At 70.2% G+C, this 19,721-nt stretch carries 14 protein-coding genes and 1 pseudogene; 5 read left to right on the top strand and 10 right to left on the bottom strand.

The features are described from left to right. Window positions 1–61 precede the first annotated feature (61 nt). A complete protein-coding gene (locus tag FHR37_RS09655) occupies window positions 62–2,509 on the top strand; it encodes a DNA gyrase/topoisomerase IV subunit A (protein ID WP_092883690.1) in 2,448 nt (815 codons plus the stop codon). A gap of 91 nt (window positions 2,510–2,600) precedes the next feature. On the opposite strand, the gene FHR37_RS09650 is transcribed toward FHR37_RS09655, so the two are convergent. Together FHR37_RS09650 and FHR37_RS09645 are read right to left on the bottom strand one after the other, a co-directional pair. Further along, window positions 2,601–3,962: an APC family permease gene (locus FHR37_RS09650; protein ID WP_092883689.1), complete on the bottom strand. Its 1,362-nt coding sequence runs from the start codon at window positions 3,960–3,962 to the stop codon at window positions 2,601–2,603. A 137-nt stretch (window positions 3,963–4,099) separates the two neighbouring features. After that, window positions 4,100–6,178, bottom strand: coding sequence for a DNA gyrase/topoisomerase IV subunit B (locus FHR37_RS09645; RefSeq protein ID WP_237768813.1), 2,079 nt, complete (start codon window positions 6,176–6,178; stop codon window positions 4,100–4,102). A gap of 454 nt (window positions 6,179–6,632) precedes the next feature. On the opposite strand from FHR37_RS09645, the gene FHR37_RS09640 reads away from it, so the two are divergent. Further along, a complete protein-coding gene (locus tag FHR37_RS09640) occupies window positions 6,633–6,839 on the top strand; it encodes a DUF7455 domain-containing protein (protein WP_092883687.1) in 207 nt (68 codons plus the stop codon). 246 nt (window positions 6,840–7,085) lie between these two features. After that, window positions 7,086–8,729 (top strand): DUF3131 domain-containing protein, encoded by a 1,644-nt coding sequence (locus FHR37_RS09635; RefSeq protein WP_092883686.1) that lies wholly within the window; start codon window positions 7,086–7,088, stop codon window positions 8,727–8,729. Between the two features lie 26 nt (window positions 8,730–8,755). Here FHR37_RS09635 and FHR37_RS09630 read toward each other — a convergent pair. The 3 genes and pseudogenes from FHR37_RS09630 to FHR37_RS09620 form a co-directional block, all read right to left on the bottom strand. Then, window positions 8,756–9,736: pseudogene (locus FHR37_RS09630) on the bottom strand (RNA polymerase sigma factor); the annotation flags it as partial. Between the two features lie 350 nt (window positions 9,737–10,086). Continuing rightward, on the bottom strand, window positions 10,087–11,703 hold the full coding sequence (locus FHR37_RS09625; protein ID WP_092883684.1) for an RNA polymerase sigma factor: 1,617 nt from the start codon (window positions 11,701–11,703) through the stop codon (window positions 10,087–10,089). A gap of 355 nt (window positions 11,704–12,058) precedes the next feature. Further along, complete coding sequence (locus FHR37_RS09620; protein WP_092883683.1) at window positions 12,059–12,457, bottom strand: universal stress protein; 399 nt, start codon at window positions 12,455–12,457, stop codon at window positions 12,059–12,061. A gap of 168 nt (window positions 12,458–12,625) precedes the next feature. Here FHR37_RS09620 and FHR37_RS09615 point away from each other — a divergent pair, with 168 nt between their 5' ends. After that, window positions 12,626–13,189 (top strand): hypothetical protein, encoded by a 564-nt coding sequence (locus FHR37_RS09615; RefSeq protein ID WP_139238974.1) that lies wholly within the window; start codon window positions 12,626–12,628, stop codon window positions 13,187–13,189. A 115-nt stretch (window positions 13,190–13,304) separates the two neighbouring features. On the opposite strand, the gene FHR37_RS09610 is transcribed toward FHR37_RS09615, so the two are convergent. From FHR37_RS09610 to FHR37_RS09600, 3 genes are all read right to left on the bottom strand, one after another. Continuing rightward, entirely contained in the window at window positions 13,305–13,640 is a 336-nt protein-coding gene (locus FHR37_RS09610; protein ID WP_092883800.1) for a WhiB family transcriptional regulator, read from the bottom strand. A gap of 338 nt (window positions 13,641–13,978) precedes the next feature. Next, window positions 13,979–15,457, bottom strand: coding sequence for a glutamate--cysteine ligase family protein (locus tag FHR37_RS09605; RefSeq protein WP_092883681.1), 1,479 nt, complete (start codon window positions 15,455–15,457; stop codon window positions 13,979–13,981). A gap of 134 nt (window positions 15,458–15,591) precedes the next feature. After that, window positions 15,592–16,575, bottom strand: coding sequence for a DUF4192 domain-containing protein (locus FHR37_RS09600; RefSeq protein ID WP_092883680.1), 984 nt, complete (start codon window positions 16,573–16,575; stop codon window positions 15,592–15,594). Window positions 16,576–16,712: 137 nt separating this feature from the next. On the opposite strand from FHR37_RS09600, the gene FHR37_RS09595 reads away from it, so the two are divergent. Further along, a complete protein-coding gene (locus FHR37_RS09595) occupies window positions 16,713–18,197 on the top strand; it encodes a DNA polymerase IV (protein ID WP_092883679.1) in 1,485 nt (494 codons plus the stop codon). On the opposite strand, the gene FHR37_RS09590 is transcribed toward FHR37_RS09595, so the two are convergent. Beyond that, window positions 18,160–19,107: a hypothetical protein gene (locus FHR37_RS09590; protein WP_175542531.1), complete on the bottom strand. Its 948-nt coding sequence runs from the start codon at window positions 19,105–19,107 to the stop codon at window positions 18,160–18,162. The two genes, FHR37_RS09595 and FHR37_RS09590, sit on opposite strands and share 38 nt — an antisense overlap. Continuing rightward, complete coding sequence (locus FHR37_RS09585) at window positions 19,077–19,610, bottom strand: hypothetical protein (RefSeq protein WP_139238971.1); 534 nt, start codon at window positions 19,608–19,610, stop codon at window positions 19,077–19,079. The genes FHR37_RS09590 and FHR37_RS09585 overlap by 31 nt, the downstream gene beginning before the upstream one ends. Window positions 19,611–19,721 lie beyond the last annotated feature (111 nt).

Raw genomic sequence — 19,721 nt, 5'->3', positions numbered from 1 at the left:
ATTCTTCGAGGACCCCAGCCACCTGGTTCGGCCTCACCAAACCTGAGGAGTGCACTTCCGTATGGCCCGTCGCAAAGCCACGCTGCCGCCCCCGGACGACTTCGAGGAGCAGATCAGCGACATCGACGTCGGCGACGAGATGCGGACCAGCTTCCTCGAATACGCCTATTCGGTGATCTACACCCGAGCGCTGCCCGACGCCCGCGACGGCCTCAAGCCGGTGCAGCGGCGGATCCTCTACACGATGTCCGACATGGGGCTGCGCCCCGACCGCCCGCACGTCAAGAGCGCGCGGGTGGTCGGTGAGGTGATGGGTAAGTTGCACCCGCACGGCGACTCGGCGATCTACGACGCGCTGGTCCGGATGGCCCAGTCGTTCGCGATGCGGGTGCCGCTGATCGACGGCCACGGAAACTTCGGCTCCCACGACGACAGTCCCGCCGCGATGCGCTACACCGAGTGCCGGATGGCGGCGCCGGCCCTGGCGATGACCGGATCCCTGGACGAGGACGTGGTCGACTGGAAGCCCAACTACGACGGCCAGGAGAGCGAGCCGCAGGTCCTGCCCGCGGCCATCCCCAACCTGCTGGTCAACGGCGCCTCCGGGATCGCGGTCGGCATGGCCACCAACATGGCGCCGCACAACCTGGTCGAGGTGATCCAGGCGCTCCGGCAGCTGATCAAGAAGCCGAGCTCGAGCCTCGACGACCTGATGCGCTACGTCCCCGGCCCCGACCTTCCCACCGGCGGCAAGATCGTGGGCCTGGCCGGCATCCGGGACGCCTACGAGACCGGCCGGGGCGCGTTCAAGATGCGGGCCACCGTCCGGATCGACAACGTGACGCCGCGGCGCAAGGGCCTGATCGTCACCGAGCTCCCCTACAACGTCGGCCCCGAGCGGGTGATGGAGCGCATCAAGACGCTCGTCCAGTCCAAGAAGCTGCAGGGCATCTCCGACCTGAAGGACCTCACCGACCGGGCGCACGGACTGCGGCTCGTCATCGAGATCAAGAACGGCTTCCACCCCGAGGCGATCCTCGAGCAGCTCTACAAGCTCACGCCGATGGAGGAGTCGTTCAACATCAACAACGTCGCCCTGGTCGACGGCCAGCCGCGCACGCTCGGACTCAAGCAGCTGCTGGAGGTCTACCTCGGCCACCGCTACGACGTCACCCGGCGGCGTACGACGTTCCGGTTGAACAAGGCCTCCGACCGGCTGCACCTGGTCGAGGGCCTGCTGCTGGCCATCATCGACATCGACGAGGTCATCCAGATCGTCCGCGGCAGCGACGACGCCGGGCAGGCGAAGGACCGGCTGATGACCGTCTTCGACCTCACCGAGATCCAGACGCAGTACATCCTCGACATGCAGCTGCGCCGGCTGACGAAGTTCTCCCGCATCGAGCTGGAGAAGGAGAAGTCCACGCTGGAGAAGGAGATCGAGGAGCTCACCGCGATCCTGGAGGACGAACGCCTCCTCAAGCGGCTGGTGTCGGGCGAGCTGACCGAGATGGCCAACGCCTACGGCTCCGAACGCCGCACCGTGCTGCTGGAGTCGTCCGGGCACGCCGTCACCAGCACCGTCCCGCTGGAGGTAGCCGACGACCCGTGCTGGGTGCTGTTGTCCTCCACCGGGCTGATGGCCCGCACCACCGGTGACGAACCGCTGCCGACCGAGGGCGCGCGTGCCAAGCACGACGTTGTGGTGTCCGCCGTACGCGGCACCGCCCGCGGCCAGGTCGGCCTGGTCACCAGTGGCGGACGGCTGGTACGGCTGAACGTGCTCGACATGCCGGCGCTGCCGCCGACCGCCCATGTCCCCAACCTCCAGGGTGGCGCGCCGCTGAGCGAGTTCGTCTCGCTGGACAAGGGCGAACGCGGCGTGTGCCTCACCACCCTCGACCCCGACTCCCCCGGCCTCGCGCTGGGCACCGCCGCCGGCGTGGTCAAGCGGCTCGCACCCGATCACCTGGCCAACCGTGACGCCTGGGAGGTCATCACCCTCAAGGCGGGCGACGAGGTGGTCGGTGCGACCGAGCTGCGTACCGGTGCGGAGGACCTGGTCTTCGTCACCAGTGACGCCCAGCTGCTGCGGTTCGCCGCCGACGCCGTACGCCCGCAGGGCCGGACCGCCGGCGGGGTGAGCGGGATCCGGCTCGGCGCGAAGGCCCGGGTGGTCTTCTTCGGCGCCGTGCCCGCCGACCAGGAAGCCGTCGTCGTCACCGTGGCCGGCTCGACCTCCGCGCTGCCCGGGATGGACGGCGGCTCACTCAAGGTCGCCCCCTACACCGAGTACCCCCCCAAGGGACGCGCGACCGGAGGGGTGCGCTGTCACCGGTTCCTCAAGGGCGAGGAGGTCATCCAGCTCGCCTGGGCCGGGCCGGCACCCGCGCGGGCCGCCACCGCCGCCGGTGCGGCGGTGCCGCTGCCGCCCGCGACCGGGCGGCGGGATGGCTCCGGCGAGCCGTCCACCAAGCCGATCGCCGCCATCGGCGGCCCGCTCACCTGACGCGGATCCGGCCCGGCCACTCGCCCGGGCCGGACCCACTCCTCACGCCCGGCCCGCCGAACGAGATCGGCTCGCGTGCCCGGCCCGTCCGTCAGGACCGGGCCGTGGCGCCGCTCCACCGCCGCCCCACCCAGGTGGCCAGCCACAGCACCAGACCGATCGCGAGCAGCACACCCGCGATGGCGTACTCCTGCGGGTCGCGCCCGCTCCACGGTGTGGCCAGGTAGGCGCAGCAGACGATCCCGAGCACCGGGAACACCGTCGGCGCACGGTAGTGCCGGTGCTCCACCTGGTCCCTTCGCAGGACCAGCACCGCGGCGTTGACCAGCGTGAAGACACACAGCAGGAGCAGCGCGGTGGTACCCCCGAGCTGGCTGACCCCGCCCCACGTGGCCAGGCCGATGGCAAGCACCGAGGTGAACACGATGGCCGCCCACGGCGTGCGCCGGGTGCGGTGGACGACGCCGAGCGCCCGGGGAACGATCCGCTCCCGGGACATGCCGTAGACCAGGCGGGACGCCATCAGCATGTTGATGAGCGCGGAGTTCGTCACCGCGAACAACGCGATCAGTGAGAAGACCGCGAGCGGCAGCCAGTCGGCGCCGACCCGGACCACCTCCAGCAGCGGGCCGTCGGACCCGCTCAGGGTGTCCAGCGGGACCAGGCTGGTCGCGATGAACGCCACCAGCATGTAGATGACACCGGTGATGGAGATGCCGATGAACAGCGCCCGCGGGAAGACCCGTTGCGGGTTGTGGGTCTCCTCCGCCATGTTGACCGAGTCCTCGAAACCCACCAGGGCGAAGAACGCCAGCGCCGCGCCGCTCACCACCAGGCCGAACGGGTTGCCGTCGGAGTTGAACTCGAACGACCTGCCCGGTTCGCCGACTCCCCGAAGAATCGCGATCGCTCCGATCACGATGATGAACAACAGGCCGGACACCTCGACGCAGGTCAGCACGACGTTGAGGCGTACCGACTCCGACACTCCCCGGAAGTTGATCAGCGCGAGGACGACCAGGAACGCCACCACCACCAACAGCGTCGGCACGTCGACGAACTCGGTGAGGTAGTCACCGCCGAACGTTCGGGCCGCGGCACCGGCCGAGGTCAGGCCCGAACACATCACCGCGAACGCGACCATGAACGTCAGGAAGTGAATCCCGAAGGCGCGCTGGGCGTACAACGCCGCTCCGGCCGCTCGGGGGTACTTGCCGACGAGCTCGACGTAGGACGTCGCAGTGAACATCGCCACCACGAACGACAGGCCGAACGACATCCACGCGGCTCCCCCGACCTCACCCGCGACCTTGCCGGTCAGGGCGTAGATGCCGGTGCCGAGGATGTCGCCGACGACGAAGAACAACAGAAGCTTGGGGCCGATCGCCCTGCGGAGTTCGGGCTCGGCGTCGGTGTCGGAGGTGACGCTGGCGGAGCTTGCGGAGTCCGGCACGGTGGTCCCCCTTCTCGTGGGATGACCACCGTGCCCGATCGGTCGCGCCGCGTAAAGGGCCCGTAAAGGCTTTCGCCGCCGGGTCAGGCGCCGGCGCGGCGGTGCGGCACCCGGCTCAGCCGCCGCACCGGCACGGATCAGGCGTCGATGCGGGCGTCGTCCAGCTCGTAGGCGTTCGCCACCAGGAACTCCCGCCGGGGTGCCACGTCGTTGCCCATCAGCAGGTCGAACACCCGGTCTGCCTCCTCCGCTCCCGCCATGGTGATCCGGCGCAGCGTGCGGTGCCGGGGGTCCATCGTGGTCTCGGCGAGCTGGTCGGCGTCCATCTCCCCCAGCCCCTTGTAACGCTGGGGCGGGTTCTTCCAGCGGACGCCCTTCTTCTCCAGCTGGACGCAGGTGCGTTGGTACTCCTGGTCGGAGTAGGTGTAGAGGAACTTGCTCTGCCCCTTCTTGGGGTTGGTGAGCTCGAACCGGTGCAGTGGCGGGACGGCGGTGTAGACCCGGCCGGCCTCGACCAGCGGCCGCATGTAGCGCCAGAACAACGTGGCCAGCAGGCACCGGATGTGCGCGCCGTCAGAGTCGGCGTCGGCCATGAAGATGATCTTGCCGTAGCGGGCGGCGTCCAGGTCGAACGTACGCCCCGATCCCGCACCGACCACCTGGATGATGGCCGCGCACTCGGCGTTCTTCAGCATGTCCGAGACGGACGCCTTCTGGACGTTGAGGATCTTGCCGCGGATCGGCAGCAGTGCCTGGAACTCCGCGTTGCGGGCGAGCTTCGCGGTGCCGAGCGCGGAGTCGCCCTCGACGATGAACAACTCTGTGTTGTCCGCAGAGGTCGAACGGCAGTCGGCGAGCTTGGCCGGCAGCGCCGACGACTCCAGGGCGCTCTTGCGCCGCTGGGCGTCGCGGTGCTGGCGGGCCGCGAGCCGGGCCCGGGCGGCGGAGGCGACCTTCTCCAGGACCGCGCGCGCCTGTTGCTTCTCGCCCCGCTTGGAGGAGGTGAGGAACGCCTTGAGCTCGTTGCGGACGACCTGGGACACGATCTTCGCCGCCGCCGGGGTGCCGAGCACCTCCTTGGTCTGGCCCTCGAACTGCGGCTCGGCCAACCGGACGGTCACCACCGCGGTGAGCCCCTCCAGGATGTCGTCCTTGGTGACGTCGGGCTCGCTGGCCCGCAGGACGCGGGTGGCCTTGAGGGCATCGTTGAACGTGCCGCCGAGCGCGCGCTCGAAGCCCTGCACGTGAGTGCCGCCCTTGGGCGTGGAGATGACGTTGACGAACGAACGGATCTCCGTCTCGTATCCGGTGCCCCATCGCACCGCGACGTCCACGGCGAGGTCCCGCTCGACGTCGCTCGGGGCGAGATGGCCCTGGTCGTCGAGCACAGGGACGGTCTCGGTGAAGTGACCCCCGCCCTGCAGCCGGAGCACGTCGGTCACGCCCTCGTCGGTGGCCAGGAACTCGCAGTACTCCGCGATGCCGCCGTCGTGCCGGAAGCTCTCCTCGCGGACCTCGGCCTCGCGCTCGTCCCGGACCACCACCTCCAGGCCGGGCACCAGGAAGGAGGTCTGCCGGGCCCGGGTGACGAGCTCGTCGAAGACGAACGTGGCGTCCTTGGTGAAGATCTGCCGGTCGGGCCAGAAGCGCACCCGCGTCCCCGTCGTACCCCGCTTGACCCGGCCGATCTTGGCGAGTCCGGACCCCTTGGAGAAGGACGCCCGCGGCCCGTCGTCGGAGAACGTGCCCGGCACGCCGCGACGGAAGCTCATACCCCACTTCGCGGGCGAGCGGTCGACCTCGACGTCGAGCCGGGCGGACAGCGCGTTGATCACCGACGCGCCGACGCCGTGCAGTCCGCCGGAGGCGGTGTAGGAGATACCGCCGAACTTGCCGCCGGCGTGCAGCCGAGTGAACACGACCTCGACGCCGGACAGCTTGGTCCGGGGCTCGATGTCGACCGGGATCCCCCGGCCGTCGTCGCGTACCTCCGCCGACCCGTCGGCGTGCAGGATGACGTCGATGCGGCTGCAGGCGCCGGCGAGCGCCTCGTCGACGGCGTTGTCGATCGGCTCCCAGAGACAGTGCATCAGTCCCCGGGTGTCGGTGGACCCGATGTACATCCCCGGCCGCTTGCGCACCGCCTCGAGGCCCTCGAGAACCGTGAGGTGCTGGGCGGTGTAGCCGGAGTGGTCCAGGTCCGCGGGCCGAGTCAACCGACGACTCCTCTCCGTGTCGATGCAGGTGCTTTCAGTGGCATCCGGCCGCAGTGCTGGAAATGGCCGCCGATGCGAATGTCAGGCTACCCAGGGCCTCCGACAGTGGCCCACTCCCACGCCGCCGACCGCCGGTCGTGATCTTCACGTGTCCGAATCCTCCTCCTCTCGGAGGAAAGTCCGTTCCGTGCCGCCGGACTCGTCGCCTCGGCCGCTGTGACGTTGACCACAGCACCGAGGGGCGAAACGGCCCGATGACGCTGCCAAAGGTCCCGTACCTCGCGGGACCGGGCCGGGCGCGTGCGCCGATCGCGCAGTACGTTGGCCACATGGCACATGTCCTGGCCGGCGAGGTCGTCGGACTCTGCGGGGCAAAACCCCGGGAGCGGGAACACCGTGCACCTGGTTTGATGTTGCTGGAGTGGAGTCCCCGACGGATCGGAGTGAAGATCACGTGACTGCTGCAGTTGTTACACCGCTCTCGGCCGCGGACCGCTGCGACCGCTGTGGCGCCCAGGCCTACGTCAGGGTGTCCCTCGCGTCCGGCGGTGAGCTGCTGTTCTGCGGACACCACGGACGAGAGCACTCGGAGAAGCTCCGGGAGGTCGCGTCCGACATCCACGACGAGACCAACCGGCTCGCGGCGGACAACCCCAACTAGGAACAGTGCCGTGTGCGGCGACTAGGCCGCACACCTCCCACAGATGTGAACGAGCCGGTCACCCTCCAGGGTGACCGGCCGTTTCACGTCCGGAGGCGTTTGCCGGACCACCGCCCGTCCGGGACCGGTCGCACCCGGACCCGCGTGGATCTTCTCCGGCCACGCTTTCCCGGCCATACTCGGCGTCGATCAGCGCGGAGCGTTCCGGCGGTCGGGCCGCCCGCGCGGCTCGGGGAGGACGCCGCCATGGCCCGCTGGAAGCACACCGCCGTCCCGCTCCTCCTGGCCCTGTCGATCGTGGGCGCCACTCCCGCGCTGGCCGCCGAACGGCCGGCCACCGTCCGTACCACCGCTCTGACCGCCGTGCAGCCGTCCGAGCACGCCGACGCCCAGGCCGGGGAGCAGTCCATGAGCAGCGCCACTCTCCCGGCCGAGCGGCAGACCCTCCTGCGCTACGCCCGGGACACCTGGCGGTCCTTCGACGCGATGGTCGTCCCGGCCACCGGGTTGCCGGCGGACTACATCGGCGGCGACCTGGCGCCCGGCTCCCGCAGCGGCTACACCTCTCCGACGAACATCGGCGGCTATCTCTGGAGCACCGTCGCCGCCCGGGACCTGGGCGTGGTCGGCGCCAAGGAGGCCGACGACCGGGTGCGGCAGACGCTGGACACTCTCGGCCGGTTGTCCTTCCACGAGTCGTCCGGCATGTTCTACAACTGGTACGACCCGGCCACCGGCGCCGTCCTGCGCAAGTGGCCCGAGGACGGCAACACCGTCCACCCGTTCCTGTCCTCGGTGGACAACGGCTGGCTGGCCGCCGCCCTCATGGTGGTACGCGGCGCGATGCCCGCCCGTGCCGCCCAGGCCCAGCACCTGCTGGACCGGATGGACTTCGGCTTCTTCTACGACCCGCAGGGCAGGGGCGCCGACTTCCCGGCGGGGCTGCTCCGCGGCGGCTTCTGGGACGAGGAGCCACCCGGCTGCTCGGTGACCGGCAACTACCGCGGCCGCGGCCCGGACGTCTGGTACACGTGCAACCACTACGACATCCTCAACTCCGAACCCCGGATCGCGAGCTACGTCGGCATCGCGATGGGACAGATCCCGGCGAAGCACTACTACGCCCCGTACCGCACCTTCCCGGCCTCCTGTGACTGGAGCTGGCCGGAACAGCGACCGGCAGGCTTCTCCACCAGCTACCTCGGCGTACCGGTGTTCGAGGGGTCCTACGAGTACCGCGGGCTGCGGTTCGTGCCGACCTGGGGCGGCGACATGTTCGAGGCGCTGATGCCCGCGATGTTCGTGCCGGAGGAGCGCTGGGGACCGCGCAGCTGGGGCGTCAACCACCCGGCGTACGTGCAGGGGCAGATCGAACACGGGCTGAACGACGCGAAGTACGGCTACTGGGGCTTCTCCCCCGCCAGCGACCCGCGAGGCGGATACGCGGCGTGGGGGGTGGACGCGATGGGGATGGACCCCACCGGCTACCCCTCCGACATCGAGGGCACCGACGTCGACCTCGGCTACGAGGGCTGCCGGCCCGCCCAGCCGACCAAGCCCTTCGGGGACGGCGTGGTGACCCCGCACGCGTCCTTCCTCGCCCTGCCCTACGCCCAGCACGCGGCGGTGGACAACCTCCTCCGGCTGGAGCACGACTTCGACTCCTACGGGCCGGGCGGGTTCTATGACGCGGTGGCGGTACGCAGCGGCACGGTCGCGCGGAGGTACCTCGCGCTGGACCAGGCGATGGTTCTCGGCCCGATCGGCAACGCGCTGAGCCACGACGACATCCGGGGGTACTTCTCCCGTGGGCAGGTGGAACGCGCGATCCGGCCGTTGCTGGCACGGGAACGCTTCAGCGCCGGACGATCCGCCGGCACGGGCAGGTGAGGTGACCCCACGGACGTGGGGTCACCTCAGGTGAGGTCGAGGTAGTCGCGCAGCACCTGCGAGCGCGACGGATGCCTCAGCTTCGACATCGTCTTGGACTCGATCTGGCGGATCCGCTCGCGGGTCACGCCGTAGACCTTGCCGATCTCGTCCAGCGTCTTGGGCTGGCCGTCGCCCAGGCCGAAGCGCAGCGACACCACGCCCGCCTCGCGCTCGGACAGGGTTTCGAGGACGGAGTAGACCTGCTCCTGCAACAGCCTGAACGCCACCGCGTCGGCCGGCACCACAGCTTCGGAGTCCTCGATCAGGTCACCGAACTCCGAACCCCCATCGTCACCCAGCGGGGTGTGCAGCGAGATCGGCTCCCGGCCGTACTTCTGGACCTCGATGACCTTCTCCGGGGTCATGTCCAGCTCCTTGGCCAGCTCCTCCGGAGTGGCCGCCCGGCCGAGGTCCTGCAGCATCTGCCGCTGGACCCGGGCGAGCTTGTTGATCACCTCGACCATGTGCACCGGAATGCGGATCGTGCGTGCCTGGTCGGCCATCGCGCGGGTGATCGCCTGCCGGATCCACCAGGTGGCGTACGTCGAGAACTTGTAGCCCTTGGAGTAGTCGAACTTCTCCACCGCACGGATCAACCCGAGGTTGCCCTCCTGGATCAGGTCCAGGAACCCCATGCCGCGGCCGGTGTAACGCTTGGCCAGCGACACCACGAGGCGGAGGTTGGCCTCCAGCAGGTGGTTCTTCGCGAGGCGGCCGTCCTCGGCCAGCCACTCGAACTCCGCGACGAGGTCCTCGGGAGGCGGTCCGGCCTCACCGCCGAGCTTCTCCTCGGCGAACAGGCCGGCCTCGATCCGCTTGGCCAGGTCGACCTCCTGCGCGGCGTTCAGCAGGGAGACCCGGCCGATCAGCTTGAGGTAGTCCTTCACCGGGTCGGCGGTGGCACCGGCGACCATCACCTGCTGCTCGGGCTCGTCGGCGTCGTCGTCGGCGAGAACGAAGCCCTCTTCGGGAGCCGCCTGCCCGGCTTCACCGCTGGTCCCGGCTGCAGCCTCAGGGCCGGACTCGGGACCGGCCTCGGGACCGTTCTTCGGGCCGGCCTTGGTGCTGTTCTTGACCTCGGTCCTGCTCTGCGCGGCCACGTTCCTCCTTCGGTCGAGCCGGCACCCGCGGGGGCGCGGCAATGGACTGACGCGGATACGACGGTGGCCAGTAAGCCGAACGCCCCGTACTCCTGAGCGGGTACGGGGCGGAAGAGCGTCCAAGATCGCAGAGTCTACCGGCTGGGACGCCGGAACGCACAACGCAGGACCCGGGCCGCCACCCGGCCCGGGTCCTGCGCAGCGTAGGTCGAGCGTCAGTCGAGATAGTCGCGCAGAACCTGCGAACGGGACGGATGCCGCAACTTGGACATCGTCTTGGACTCGATCTGGCGGATCCGCTCGCGGGTCACGCCGTAGACCTTGCCGATCTCGTCGAGGGTCTTGGGCTGGCCGTCGGTGAGCCCGAACCGCATGGAGACCACGCCAGCCTCACGCTCACTGAGCGTGTCCAGCACGGCGTGCAACTGCTCCTGCAGGAGCGTGAACGAGACCGCGTCGGCCGGAACGATCGCCTCGGAGTCCTCGATCAGGTCACCGAACTCGGAGTCACCGTCCTCGCCGAGCGGGGTGTGCAGCGAGATCGGCTCCCGGCCGTACTTCTGGACCTCGATGACCTTCTCCGGGGTCATGTCGAGTTCCTTGGCCAGCTCCTCCGGGGTGGGCTCGCGGCCGAGGTCCTGCAGCATCTGCCGCTGGACCCGGGCGAGCTTGTTGATCACCTCGACCATGTGCACCGGAATGCGGATCGTGCGGGCCTGGTCGGCCATCGCGCGGGTGATCGCCTGCCGGATCCACCAGGTCGCGTACGTCGAGAACTTGTAGCCCTTGGTGTAGTCGAACTTCTCCACCGCGCGGATGAGGCCGAGGTTGCCTTCCTGGATCAGGTCCAGGAAGAGCATGCCGCGGCCGGTGTAACGCTTGGCCAGCGACACCACGAGGCGGAGGTTGGCCTCCAGCAGGTGGTTCTTGGCCTTGTGGCCGTCCTCAGCGATCCACTCGAACTCGGTCACCAGGTCCGCGGGAGGCGCTCCGGCCTCGCCGCCGAGCTTCTCCTCGGCGAACAGGCCGGCCTCGATCCGCTTGGCCAGCTCGACCTCCTGCTCGGCGTTCAGCAGGGGGACCTTGCCGATCTGCTTGAGGTAGTCCTTCACCGGGTCGGCGGTGGCGCCGGCGACCATCACCTGCTGCTCGGGCTCGTCGGCGTCGTCGCCCTCGGAGAGGACGAACCCCTCCTCCTCCAGCTCAGGGTTGAACTCGGCGTCGGTGTCGGCCTCACCCTCGGTCCCGGCGTCGCCGCCGGCCTTGCCGGACACGGCCTTCTTGCCCTTGGCCCCGACGGCCTTCTTCGCGGTCTTGGCACCGGCGCGCTTGGCAGCGGGCCGGGCGGTCACCGCGGAGACCTCGGCGTCGGGGGTGCTCCCGGCGGCGAGTTCGGCCTCGGTGGGCTCGGCGGCCTCGGGCGCCTCGGTGGACAGCTCGGTGGGCTGGGCCACGTCGCCGACAGCGGCCACCTTGGCGGCGGCCGGAGGCGTGGTGGGGGCTTCCTTGACCTTGCGGGTCTTGTGGGCCGGAGCAGCGGCCGGCTTGGCTGGGGTCGCGGCGCTCTGGGTGACAGCGGCGGCCCGGCGAGAGGCGGCCGCGGCCACCCGCTTGCGGGTCGTCTGAGTTGTGGAGTCGACCGACACGGTCACACCTTCCTCACCGAGGTACCGCAGCAGGTGAGCCCATTGGGTCTTGTCGATACCGACTTCCTCACACGCGCCACGCACCTCCTCGGCGGTGACGTGCCCACGCTCGCGACCTTGGTCGACGAGTCGCTGGACTTCCGGGCTGTCAAGAAGCTGGGCATTCCGGGACGTGCGGGACGACACGACCTTCCTCTCGTCGTACTAGTGGTGAGAGTGACCGGGACACCGGGCAAGTGCGCAAGAGAGCATTCTGACATGCTCTCGGCCAGATGCACGCACGGCACCTGGTAGGGATTGTCAGGATGACTTCGCGGCACGAGTGCGCCTCACGCGGTCGGGCCCGGATGCTCGATGTTCCAGCATACGTCGGCCTCCAAATGACACATTTCCCCCGCACTCCCCGGGCCGTGTGTGCTCGCAGACTGTATGCCCGCGCCGTGGCACGGGAAATCCGCCCCGGGGTGACTCTGCTGGTGTGATGTCCGACAGCCGGAACCCGCGGCCGGGGGCCGACCAGACGAGCCTGGCCTTCGCCCCCTCAGACGTCGGGGTCGGCCTTGACCGCCAGCACCGGGCACGAGGCGTCCAGAAGAATTCGCTGGGCGTTACTGCCCAGAATCAACTTTCCTACCGGCGAACGCCTGCGGAGACCGATCACGATGAACTCGGCGGCCACCTCGTCGGCGACCGCGATCAGGTCGTCGGCCGGCTCGGCGCCCTGCCCCAGTTCGCGGTACTCGTAGCCCAGTCCGTGCGCGTCCAACTCGGCGCGGACTCCGGCAACGGCCTCGTCGGCCTCCACGGCGCCCTGGGCGCCGGCGCCCTGGGCGTTGACCACGACGAGTCTGGCCTGGCGGAGTTTGGCCTCGGTGGCGGCACGGCGGAGGGCGGCACGCCCCTCCGGTTTGTCGACGTATCCGACGACGATCGCCGACATCGGGGCACCTCCGAGGACCGGTGGGGCGGAACGGGATCTTGGAGCGGCACCGGACTGCACCAAGGCTGGGACAGGCCGGCGGGGATCACTCCTGGTGCCGGACGCTACTACAGCCGGGTTGTGGATGACGGCAACCGGGGATCATGCCGTACGGGCAAGGTTGCCACCATGACTCCCCCGCCGTCCGCCGTGCCGCCCTCGGCACCTGTTCCGGACGGTTCGGGGACGGGTTCCCCGCACCCTGATCTGGCCAGACTGGTCACCGCCTCGGTGTGGATCCTGCGGGGGCAGACGCGTAGGCAAGCGTTCGCGCCGACGGCCCGGATCCTGCCGCTGGATTCCACGGGAGCTCCCGTCGGCGACCCCTCCACCAACCTGCTGGCGGCCACCGCGGGTGAACCCGACCATGCACTCCGGGTCGACCTCGCCGTGGCCGGGCTGGACCGGGTGCTGACCGATGATCCGGGTGCCGAGGCCGCCGCGGACCCACACCGGCCGCGCCGCCGAGCCGCCCTCCTGACGGTGCGGCCCGGTCCGCTGGAGAGTCTCGACGGCGACCACGCGTGGTCGCGCGCCTGGCTGGTGGCCTGCGCGATCGTGGGGGTGCACCCGGATCCGGTCTACGTGGCGACCCGGATCGGGTGGTTCGACCTGACCACACCGTCAGCCCCGGTGGTCGTGCCGCGGCTTCGAGGGCCACAGGCACGGGACTTCGGTCGCGGCCCGCGCTGATGGAGCCGGGGTGACGGAGTGGCGGGACGAGAGGCTGTCGGTGACGCGGCCGGTGGCGTGCCGGGGGCGTCCGGGCCACCGGCCGGCGGCTCTCAGGCGGTCAGGGGCGGAGCGGCTACTCGACGGCCACGACCTGCTTCCGGCGCGGCGCCTCGGTGCCCGAGCGCCGAGCGGCGGAACGTGACGACTCGGTGGTGCCGCCCCACACGCCGTAGGATTCGGGACGCTTCAGGGCGTGTTTCTGGCATGGTGTACGGACAGGGCACTGGTTGCAGACGGCCAGGGCGCGTGCTTCGCGGGCCAGCCGCTCGTGCTGGGACTCACCCTCCGGTCCGTAGAAGAGTTCGGACGGCTCGTCACAGCACGCCGCTTGCTCGTGCCACTCCAGGAACGGCTCGACGACAATGAGGCGCCGTCCGCCTGGACGGGTGGATCGCTGTCTGATGGGCATGGTCACCTCCTTCTCGGAGTTGTGACGTCTCACAACACTCCACGGTTGCCTGCCCAGGCGAACTCATCAAATTTATGTGCGCAGCACAAAGTCGGGGTGCGCGGTGCTGGTGGTCGCCCCATCGGAACTACGGGTTCGCGGGGTGCCACGATCGACCGACCGGGCCACGGGCCCAAGACGGTTGGCGACGCGGTTTACGACTCGGGCCACGGGCCCGACACGGTTGGCGACGCGGTTTACGACTCGGGCCACGGGCGCGACACGGTTGGCGACTCGGGCCACGGGCCCGACCCGGTTGGGAACGACAGGGTTGGCCTGACGCGCCCGTGAGTCTTCGGTCAGTCGAGCGGCCAGGTGTGCACGGGTGCGTTGGAGCGCATGTGCTCGACGTACCGGGCGGTCATCGCCCGCAGGGCGTCCAGTCGGGAGAGTCCACTGCCGTCGTACAGCCGGTGGAACACCGCCGCCTGCCACTCCGCCCCGTTCCGGCCGGTACGGCAGCGCTGCTCGATCACGCCGAGCAGCCGATCGCGATCGGCGGGGTCGACCCCCCAGCGGTCCAGGCCTTCGTACGCCAGCGGCAGCAGTGTGTCCAGGGTGAGCTCGGCCGCCCCGACCTCACCGAGTCCGGGCCACTGCAGCCGGGCACCGATGCCCTCGCGCGCGCCACACAGGAAGTTGTCCTCGGCCGCCTCGAAGGAAAGCCGGGACCACACCGGCTGCTCGTCCGCGGCCAGGCGGCGGACGAGACCGAAGTAGAAGGCGGCGTTCGCCATCGTGTCGACGACGGTCGGCCCGGCGGGCAGGATGCGGTTTTCGATCCGCAGGTGCGGGCGCTCGTCGGCGACGTCGTAGACCGGGCGGTTCCAGCGGTAGATGGTGCCGCTGTGCAGGGAGAGCTCGGCCAGCCGAGGTGTACCGCCCCGGTCGAGGACCTCCAGCGGATCCTCGTCGGCGAGTTCGGGCAGCAGCGGCGAGAAGTAGCGCTGGTTCTCCTCGAAGAGGTCGGTCACGGATTCCAGCCAGCGTTCGCCGAACCACACCCGCGGGCGGACCCCCTGCTCGGTCAGCTCGACGCTGCGGGTGTCGATCGACTGCTCGAACAGCTTGATCCGGGTCTCGCGCCAGAGCTCCTTCTGGAACAGGAACGGCGAGTTGGCGCACACGGCCACCTGTGGGCCGGCGATGGCCTGGGCCGCGTTCCAGTACGCCGGGAAGGCACCCTCGCTGACCTCCACGTGCAGCTGGGTGCTCGTGCACGTCGACTCCGGCACCACCGAGTCGCTGGTCAGCTCGAGCTTCTCCACGCCCTCGAGTCCGATGCGGATGTTCTCTCCCCGCTCGGCGATGATCTGCTCGTTGAGCATCCGGTAACGGGTCTTCGGCGAAAGCGTCTCCGCGCCCATGTGGTCCGGTGTCACCGTCGGCAGGATCCCGACCATCACCAGCTCCGGGCCGACGGCCCTGGCCTTGGCGCCGGCGGTCTCCAGGCGGGTCAGCAGGTCGTCCTCGAACTCCCGCAGTGCGCTGCCGCGTAGCCGGCGCGGCTCGACGTTGATCTCGACGTTGTACTGGGCGAGCTCGGTCTGGAACGACTCGTCGTCGATCGCGGCCAGCACCTCGCTGTTGGTGAGAGAGGGGTCACCGCGCTCGTCGACGAGGTTGAACTCGATCTCGAACCCGGTGAAGGGCCGCCGGACCTCGAACCGGCCTTCTTCGGACATTCGTACGAACGCTCGCAGGCATCGCCGCAGCTTGTCGCGGAACAATGCCCGGTCCTCAGGGCTGAACGAGCGGGGCTTGATGTCCTGGCCCATCGACTTCCTCTCCCAAGGGGGCTGGCCTTGCCGGAGCCTCGTACCGAAACCTATCTGCCGCGGGGACCGATCGCTCAACCAGGAGCGAGCGAACCGCCGGTCACCGGCCGGCCCGCTCGGAGCGCTCATGGCCCTCATGGCCCGACCGGTGGAGGCTCCCACGCCTCGGGCGGGATGCCGCACCGCAGGACCTGCTCGATCAACCGCGCCATGGAGTAGTCGGGGTCGCAGGCGTGCACCCGCTCGAGGGCACAGCGAGCCAGCGCGCCCTGTCCCTGGAGCCAGGCGGCGAACGCCAGCAGCGCCGCGGCGGCGACGTCGTGGGGCGGGACCGTGCGCCGGACGACCTCGGACCAGAACTCGACATGGCGGTCCGCGGACTCCCTGGTGATCTGTGACCAGAATTCGTCTCGTACGGCGACATCGCACACCTCGACGGCGATCCGCGCCATCTCCTCGTCGGTCAGCCGCTCACCTCCCCCGGCCCTGGCGAACAGCCGGGCCACCAGGCCGGCTCCGTCGTGCCCGCCGAGGTCGGCCGCCCGGGCGGAGACGACCCGCGCGAGGGCCTGCTCGGCGGCCACCCGCGCGGCGCCCGACGGCGGCGCGACCGTTCGCCGGAACTCCTCCTGCCCGGCGAGCGCCACCTCTCCCCTGTAGATCGACCGTGCGGTCAGCGGATGGGAGGCGAGGTCGTAGGGCTTTCCCTCCGGCGGGCAGCACACGGGGTCGGCGCAGACATCGGACCACCAGCGGGTCCCGTCGGCGACGATGGCGTCCAGGACGGTCACGTCCACGTCGGCGAACGCCGCGACCGCCGCACGCAGCGCAGGGGTGGCCCGTGCTCTCGAGGCGGTGTAGGCGACCAGGAGGCAGTATCGAACCTCGCGCCCGAAGACCAGGCAGGCCAGGCGGTCACCGGCGGCTCGCAGCTCCTGCGGGGTGAGATCGGGTTCGGGCAGGTCGGCCCGGGCGGTGAGGGTCAGCTCCCGGTCCTCGTCGAAGGTCAGCGTGACCAGGCTGTCCTCCGGGTGGAACCCCACGAGGAACGGAATCTTGGCGAGGACGTCCTCCGGGCCACGCAACGTGAGCCGGTCGGTACCGGTTGGTGTTCTCATGCCGTCGAGCGTGTCAGCGGCGTCGCCACCCCGGCATTGTCGTGACCGGTCCTGGGGACATCCGCGCCGATCCGGTGGCTGTGGACGAGAACCCGGCAGCCGTTCGGAGTGTCCGCGCGGGTTGGCAGGATGGCGGAGTGCGCAGCGTGCCCAGCATCGTCCACCTCGACCTCGACGCCTTCTTCGCCGCGGTCGAGCAGCGCGACAAGCCCTCACTGCGCGGGAAGCCGGTCATCGTCGGCGGGGTGGGCACCCGCGGTGTCGTGGCCACCGCGTCGTACGAGGCCAGGGTGTTCGGAGTCCGGTCGGCCATGCGGACCGCCGAGGCCAGGGCACGCTGCCCGCACGCGGCGTACCTCACCGGGCGGTTCGCCGCCTACCGCATCACCAGCCGCGCGGTGATGGCCGTTCTCCGGGAGGTCTCCCCACTGGTCGAGCCGGTCTCCCTGGACGAGGCCTACGTCGACCTGGCCGGCGACGCGAGCCGCGACCTGTCCGTGGCCGGGGTCGAGGAGCTGGCCGCGGCCCTGAAGGAGCGGGTACGCGAGGTCACCGGCGGGGTCACCGCCTCCGTAGGGGCGGGCACGTCCAAGCTCGTCGCCAAGATCGCCAGCGACCTGCGCAAACCCGACGGCCTGCTGGTGGTGGAGCCCGGCACGGAGACCGACCTGCTCCATCCGATGCCGGTGGGGCGCATCCCCGGCGTCGGCCCGGCCACCGCCGAACGGCTCCGCCGCATCGGCGTCCACACGGTGGGCGAACTCGCCCGCGCCGGCGAGCCGGACCTGGTGGCGGCACTCGGCCGGGCACACGGGCACGCACTCGCACGGCTCGCGATGGCCGAGGACGACCGTGCCGTCGTTCCGCTGCGGGAGTCGAAGTCGATCAGCGCCGAGGACACCTTCGAACACGACATCGTCGACCCGGCCATGCTGGCGGTCATCATCGACCGGCTCGGCACCCGGGTGTCCGAACGCCTGACCCGCGAACGCCTGTCCGGGCGCACCGTGACGGTGAAGATCCGGCTGTTCGACTTCACCACCTACACGCGGTCGGCCACTCTGGCCGGGCCGACCGACGACGTACGGGTGGTCAACCGGCTCGCCCGCCGCCTGCTGGCCGAGGTGGACACCTCCGCGGGAGTACGCCTGCTCGGCGTCGGGATGTCAGGTCTCGCCGACTGGGTGCAGGAGGACCTGTTCGGCTCGGCTGCCGGTGGTGAACTGGAGGCCGACCTCGCCGCCAGAAAGGCCGACGACGCCGACCTCGTCGAGGCGGCGGGCAGGCCGCAGGTCGTCCAGGGCCCGCGCGCGGCCGAGGTCGCGGACGAGGCCGGGCTCGCGGCCACCGCCGACGGCGTTCCGCGCGAGCCGGAGCCGCCCCGCTGGTCGGCGGGGCAGGACGTCATCCACACCGAGTACGGCCCGGGCTGGGTGTGGGGCGCCGGCCTGCGCCGGGTCACGGTGCGGTTCGAGACCGCCGCGACCGGGCCGGGGCCGGTGCGCACCTTCGGCACCGACGACCCCGACCTCGCTCCCTACACCCCGCTCACCTGGGACCCCGGCCAGCGGGTCAGCCCGAAGGTCAGCGCGACAGCACGTCCTGCTTCTCCAGCACCGTGACCGGCGCCGGCCGCCCGCGGGGCACCGTGACGGGGCCGAACGGCTGACCCACCTCGCCCTGGACCGCGAACCGCCCGCTCCACTGCACGTCGACGCGCACCGTGTAGCGGCCCGGCTTCTCGAACGGGTGCGTGACGTAGGCGTCCTGCGGCAGCGACTCCGCGTACTTCTGCCCGGGCTCGTCGGTGTGCGTGACCGCGGTGCCGTCGCCCCAGTGCCAGTCGAACCCGGTCGCTTCCGCCGTCACGTGGATCCTGCGGCCGGAACCGTCCGGCACGTCGCGGGTGACGTCGTACCTGGTCGTCTGGTTGGCGTAGAAGATGGTCGGGAAGTTGAGCAACGTGTGGCCGTTGCCCGGGCTCACTCCCACGTTGGACTTCGGCAGCCAACCGTTGACCAGCCAGCGTTCCACCTGCTGCGGCGTCACCGGCGGAGGCGGGTTGTTGGGGTCGGGCTCGCCGGAGCAGGCGGTGCGCACGAGTTCCCAGGGGCCGTTCTGCTCCCACTGGACGTAGTAGCGCATCATGATGCCCTTTTCGCCTCGCGTCTGGCAGGCCATGGCGGCGTTCATGCACATCGCGTTGGGGTCGCCCGGCGGCGGTCCGTTGACCATGCACGCCGGCGTGGCGTAGGTGTCGTACGGCTGTTTCGGCGCCGGGCCCGGGTTGCCCGGACCACCCGGCCCGCCGGGCCCTCCCGGACCACCGGGTCCGGGGTCGTCGCCGTCACAGTGCCACTGTCCGTCCGAATCGAACCCGCAGTTGGCCCACGCCGTCCCGGTGAGCACCGGACCAGCGAGCAGGGTGATGCCCAGGGTGAGCAGCAGGGTGCAGGCCAACCGCAACGCCGCGCCCCCGCGACGGCCGCCCTTCGGCGGTCTCAGTTGACGACGAGGTTCTTGACCGTCCACCGGTCCTGTCCCTTCGCAAGCGTGAAGTCGAACAACATCAGGCGGCCCGGATCCGTCTTGGGACTGGCGCCGCGCTTGGAGACGACCTTGTGCGGGTTGACCTTGACGTAGGCGGACACCTTCACCGGGTTGGTCCCGGTGGGCTTGCCGACCTCGGTGACATGCCAGCTCGCGTCGCCGACGTAGGAACCGCCGTTGGCGTGGAACGTCGCGAGTGACTTCGCGGTGCTCTGGCAGAAGTTGCAGCCGGGCGCGTTCATCGCCCGCATCCTCGAGGCGTCGCCGTTCTTCACCAGCAGATTGGCGGCCGCGATGTACTGGCGGACGAAGGCCGCCGGGTCGGCAGCGGTGGTGGGAGTCGGAGAGGCGCTCGGCGTCGCCGTCGGAGTGGGTGTACTCGACTTCTTCGAGAGTTCGGACGGTTGCGGAGAGTCGCCACCGCATCCCGTGAGACCTGTCAGCCCGGCGGCGACAACCACCAACCCCGCTACGACACGTCGCACTACGACCGCCCAACCGACTGCCCGACACAACCGGCAGACGCGCGCCCACCTGACCGGGCTGCACCTGCGCGTAGAACAACCGGAAAGTACCACCTAAACCGGACACCGGTG

This window comes from Actinopolymorpha cephalotaxi, from assembly GCF_013408535.1.
Lineage (GTDB): Bacteria > Actinomycetota > Actinomycetes > Propionibacteriales > Actinopolymorphaceae > Actinopolymorpha > Actinopolymorpha cephalotaxi.
The sequence above is the reverse complement of the archived record's forward strand: the minus strand, read 5'-3'. Positions and strand labels throughout refer to the sequence as shown.

Excerpts from the sequence above, each read along its gene's own strand:
- FHR37_RS09655 (WP_092883690.1), top strand. The coding sequence starts at position 62 with ATGGCCCGTCGCAAAGCCACGCTGCCGCCCCCGGACGACTTCGAGGAG.
- FHR37_RS09610 (WP_092883800.1), bottom strand. The coding sequence starts at position 13,640 with ATGCCCATCAGACAGCGATCCACCCGTCCAGGCGGACGGCGCCTCATT.
- FHR37_RS09600 (WP_092883680.1), bottom strand. The coding sequence starts at position 16,575 with ATGAGAACACCAACCGGTACCGACCGGCTCACGTTGCGTGGCCCGGAG.
- FHR37_RS09620 (WP_092883683.1), bottom strand. The coding sequence starts at position 12,457 with ATGTCGGCGATCGTCGTCGGATACGTCGACAAACCGGAGGGGCGTGCC.
- FHR37_RS09635 (WP_092883686.1), top strand. The coding sequence starts at position 7,086 with ATGGCCCGCTGGAAGCACACCGCCGTCCCGCTCCTCCTGGCCCTGTCG.
- FHR37_RS09615 (WP_139238974.1), top strand. The coding sequence starts at position 12,626 with ATGACTCCCCCGCCGTCCGCCGTGCCGCCCTCGGCACCTGTTCCGGAC.
- FHR37_RS09605 (WP_092883681.1), bottom strand. The coding sequence starts at position 15,457 with ATGGGCCAGGACATCAAGCCCCGCTCGTTCAGCCCTGAGGACCGGGCA.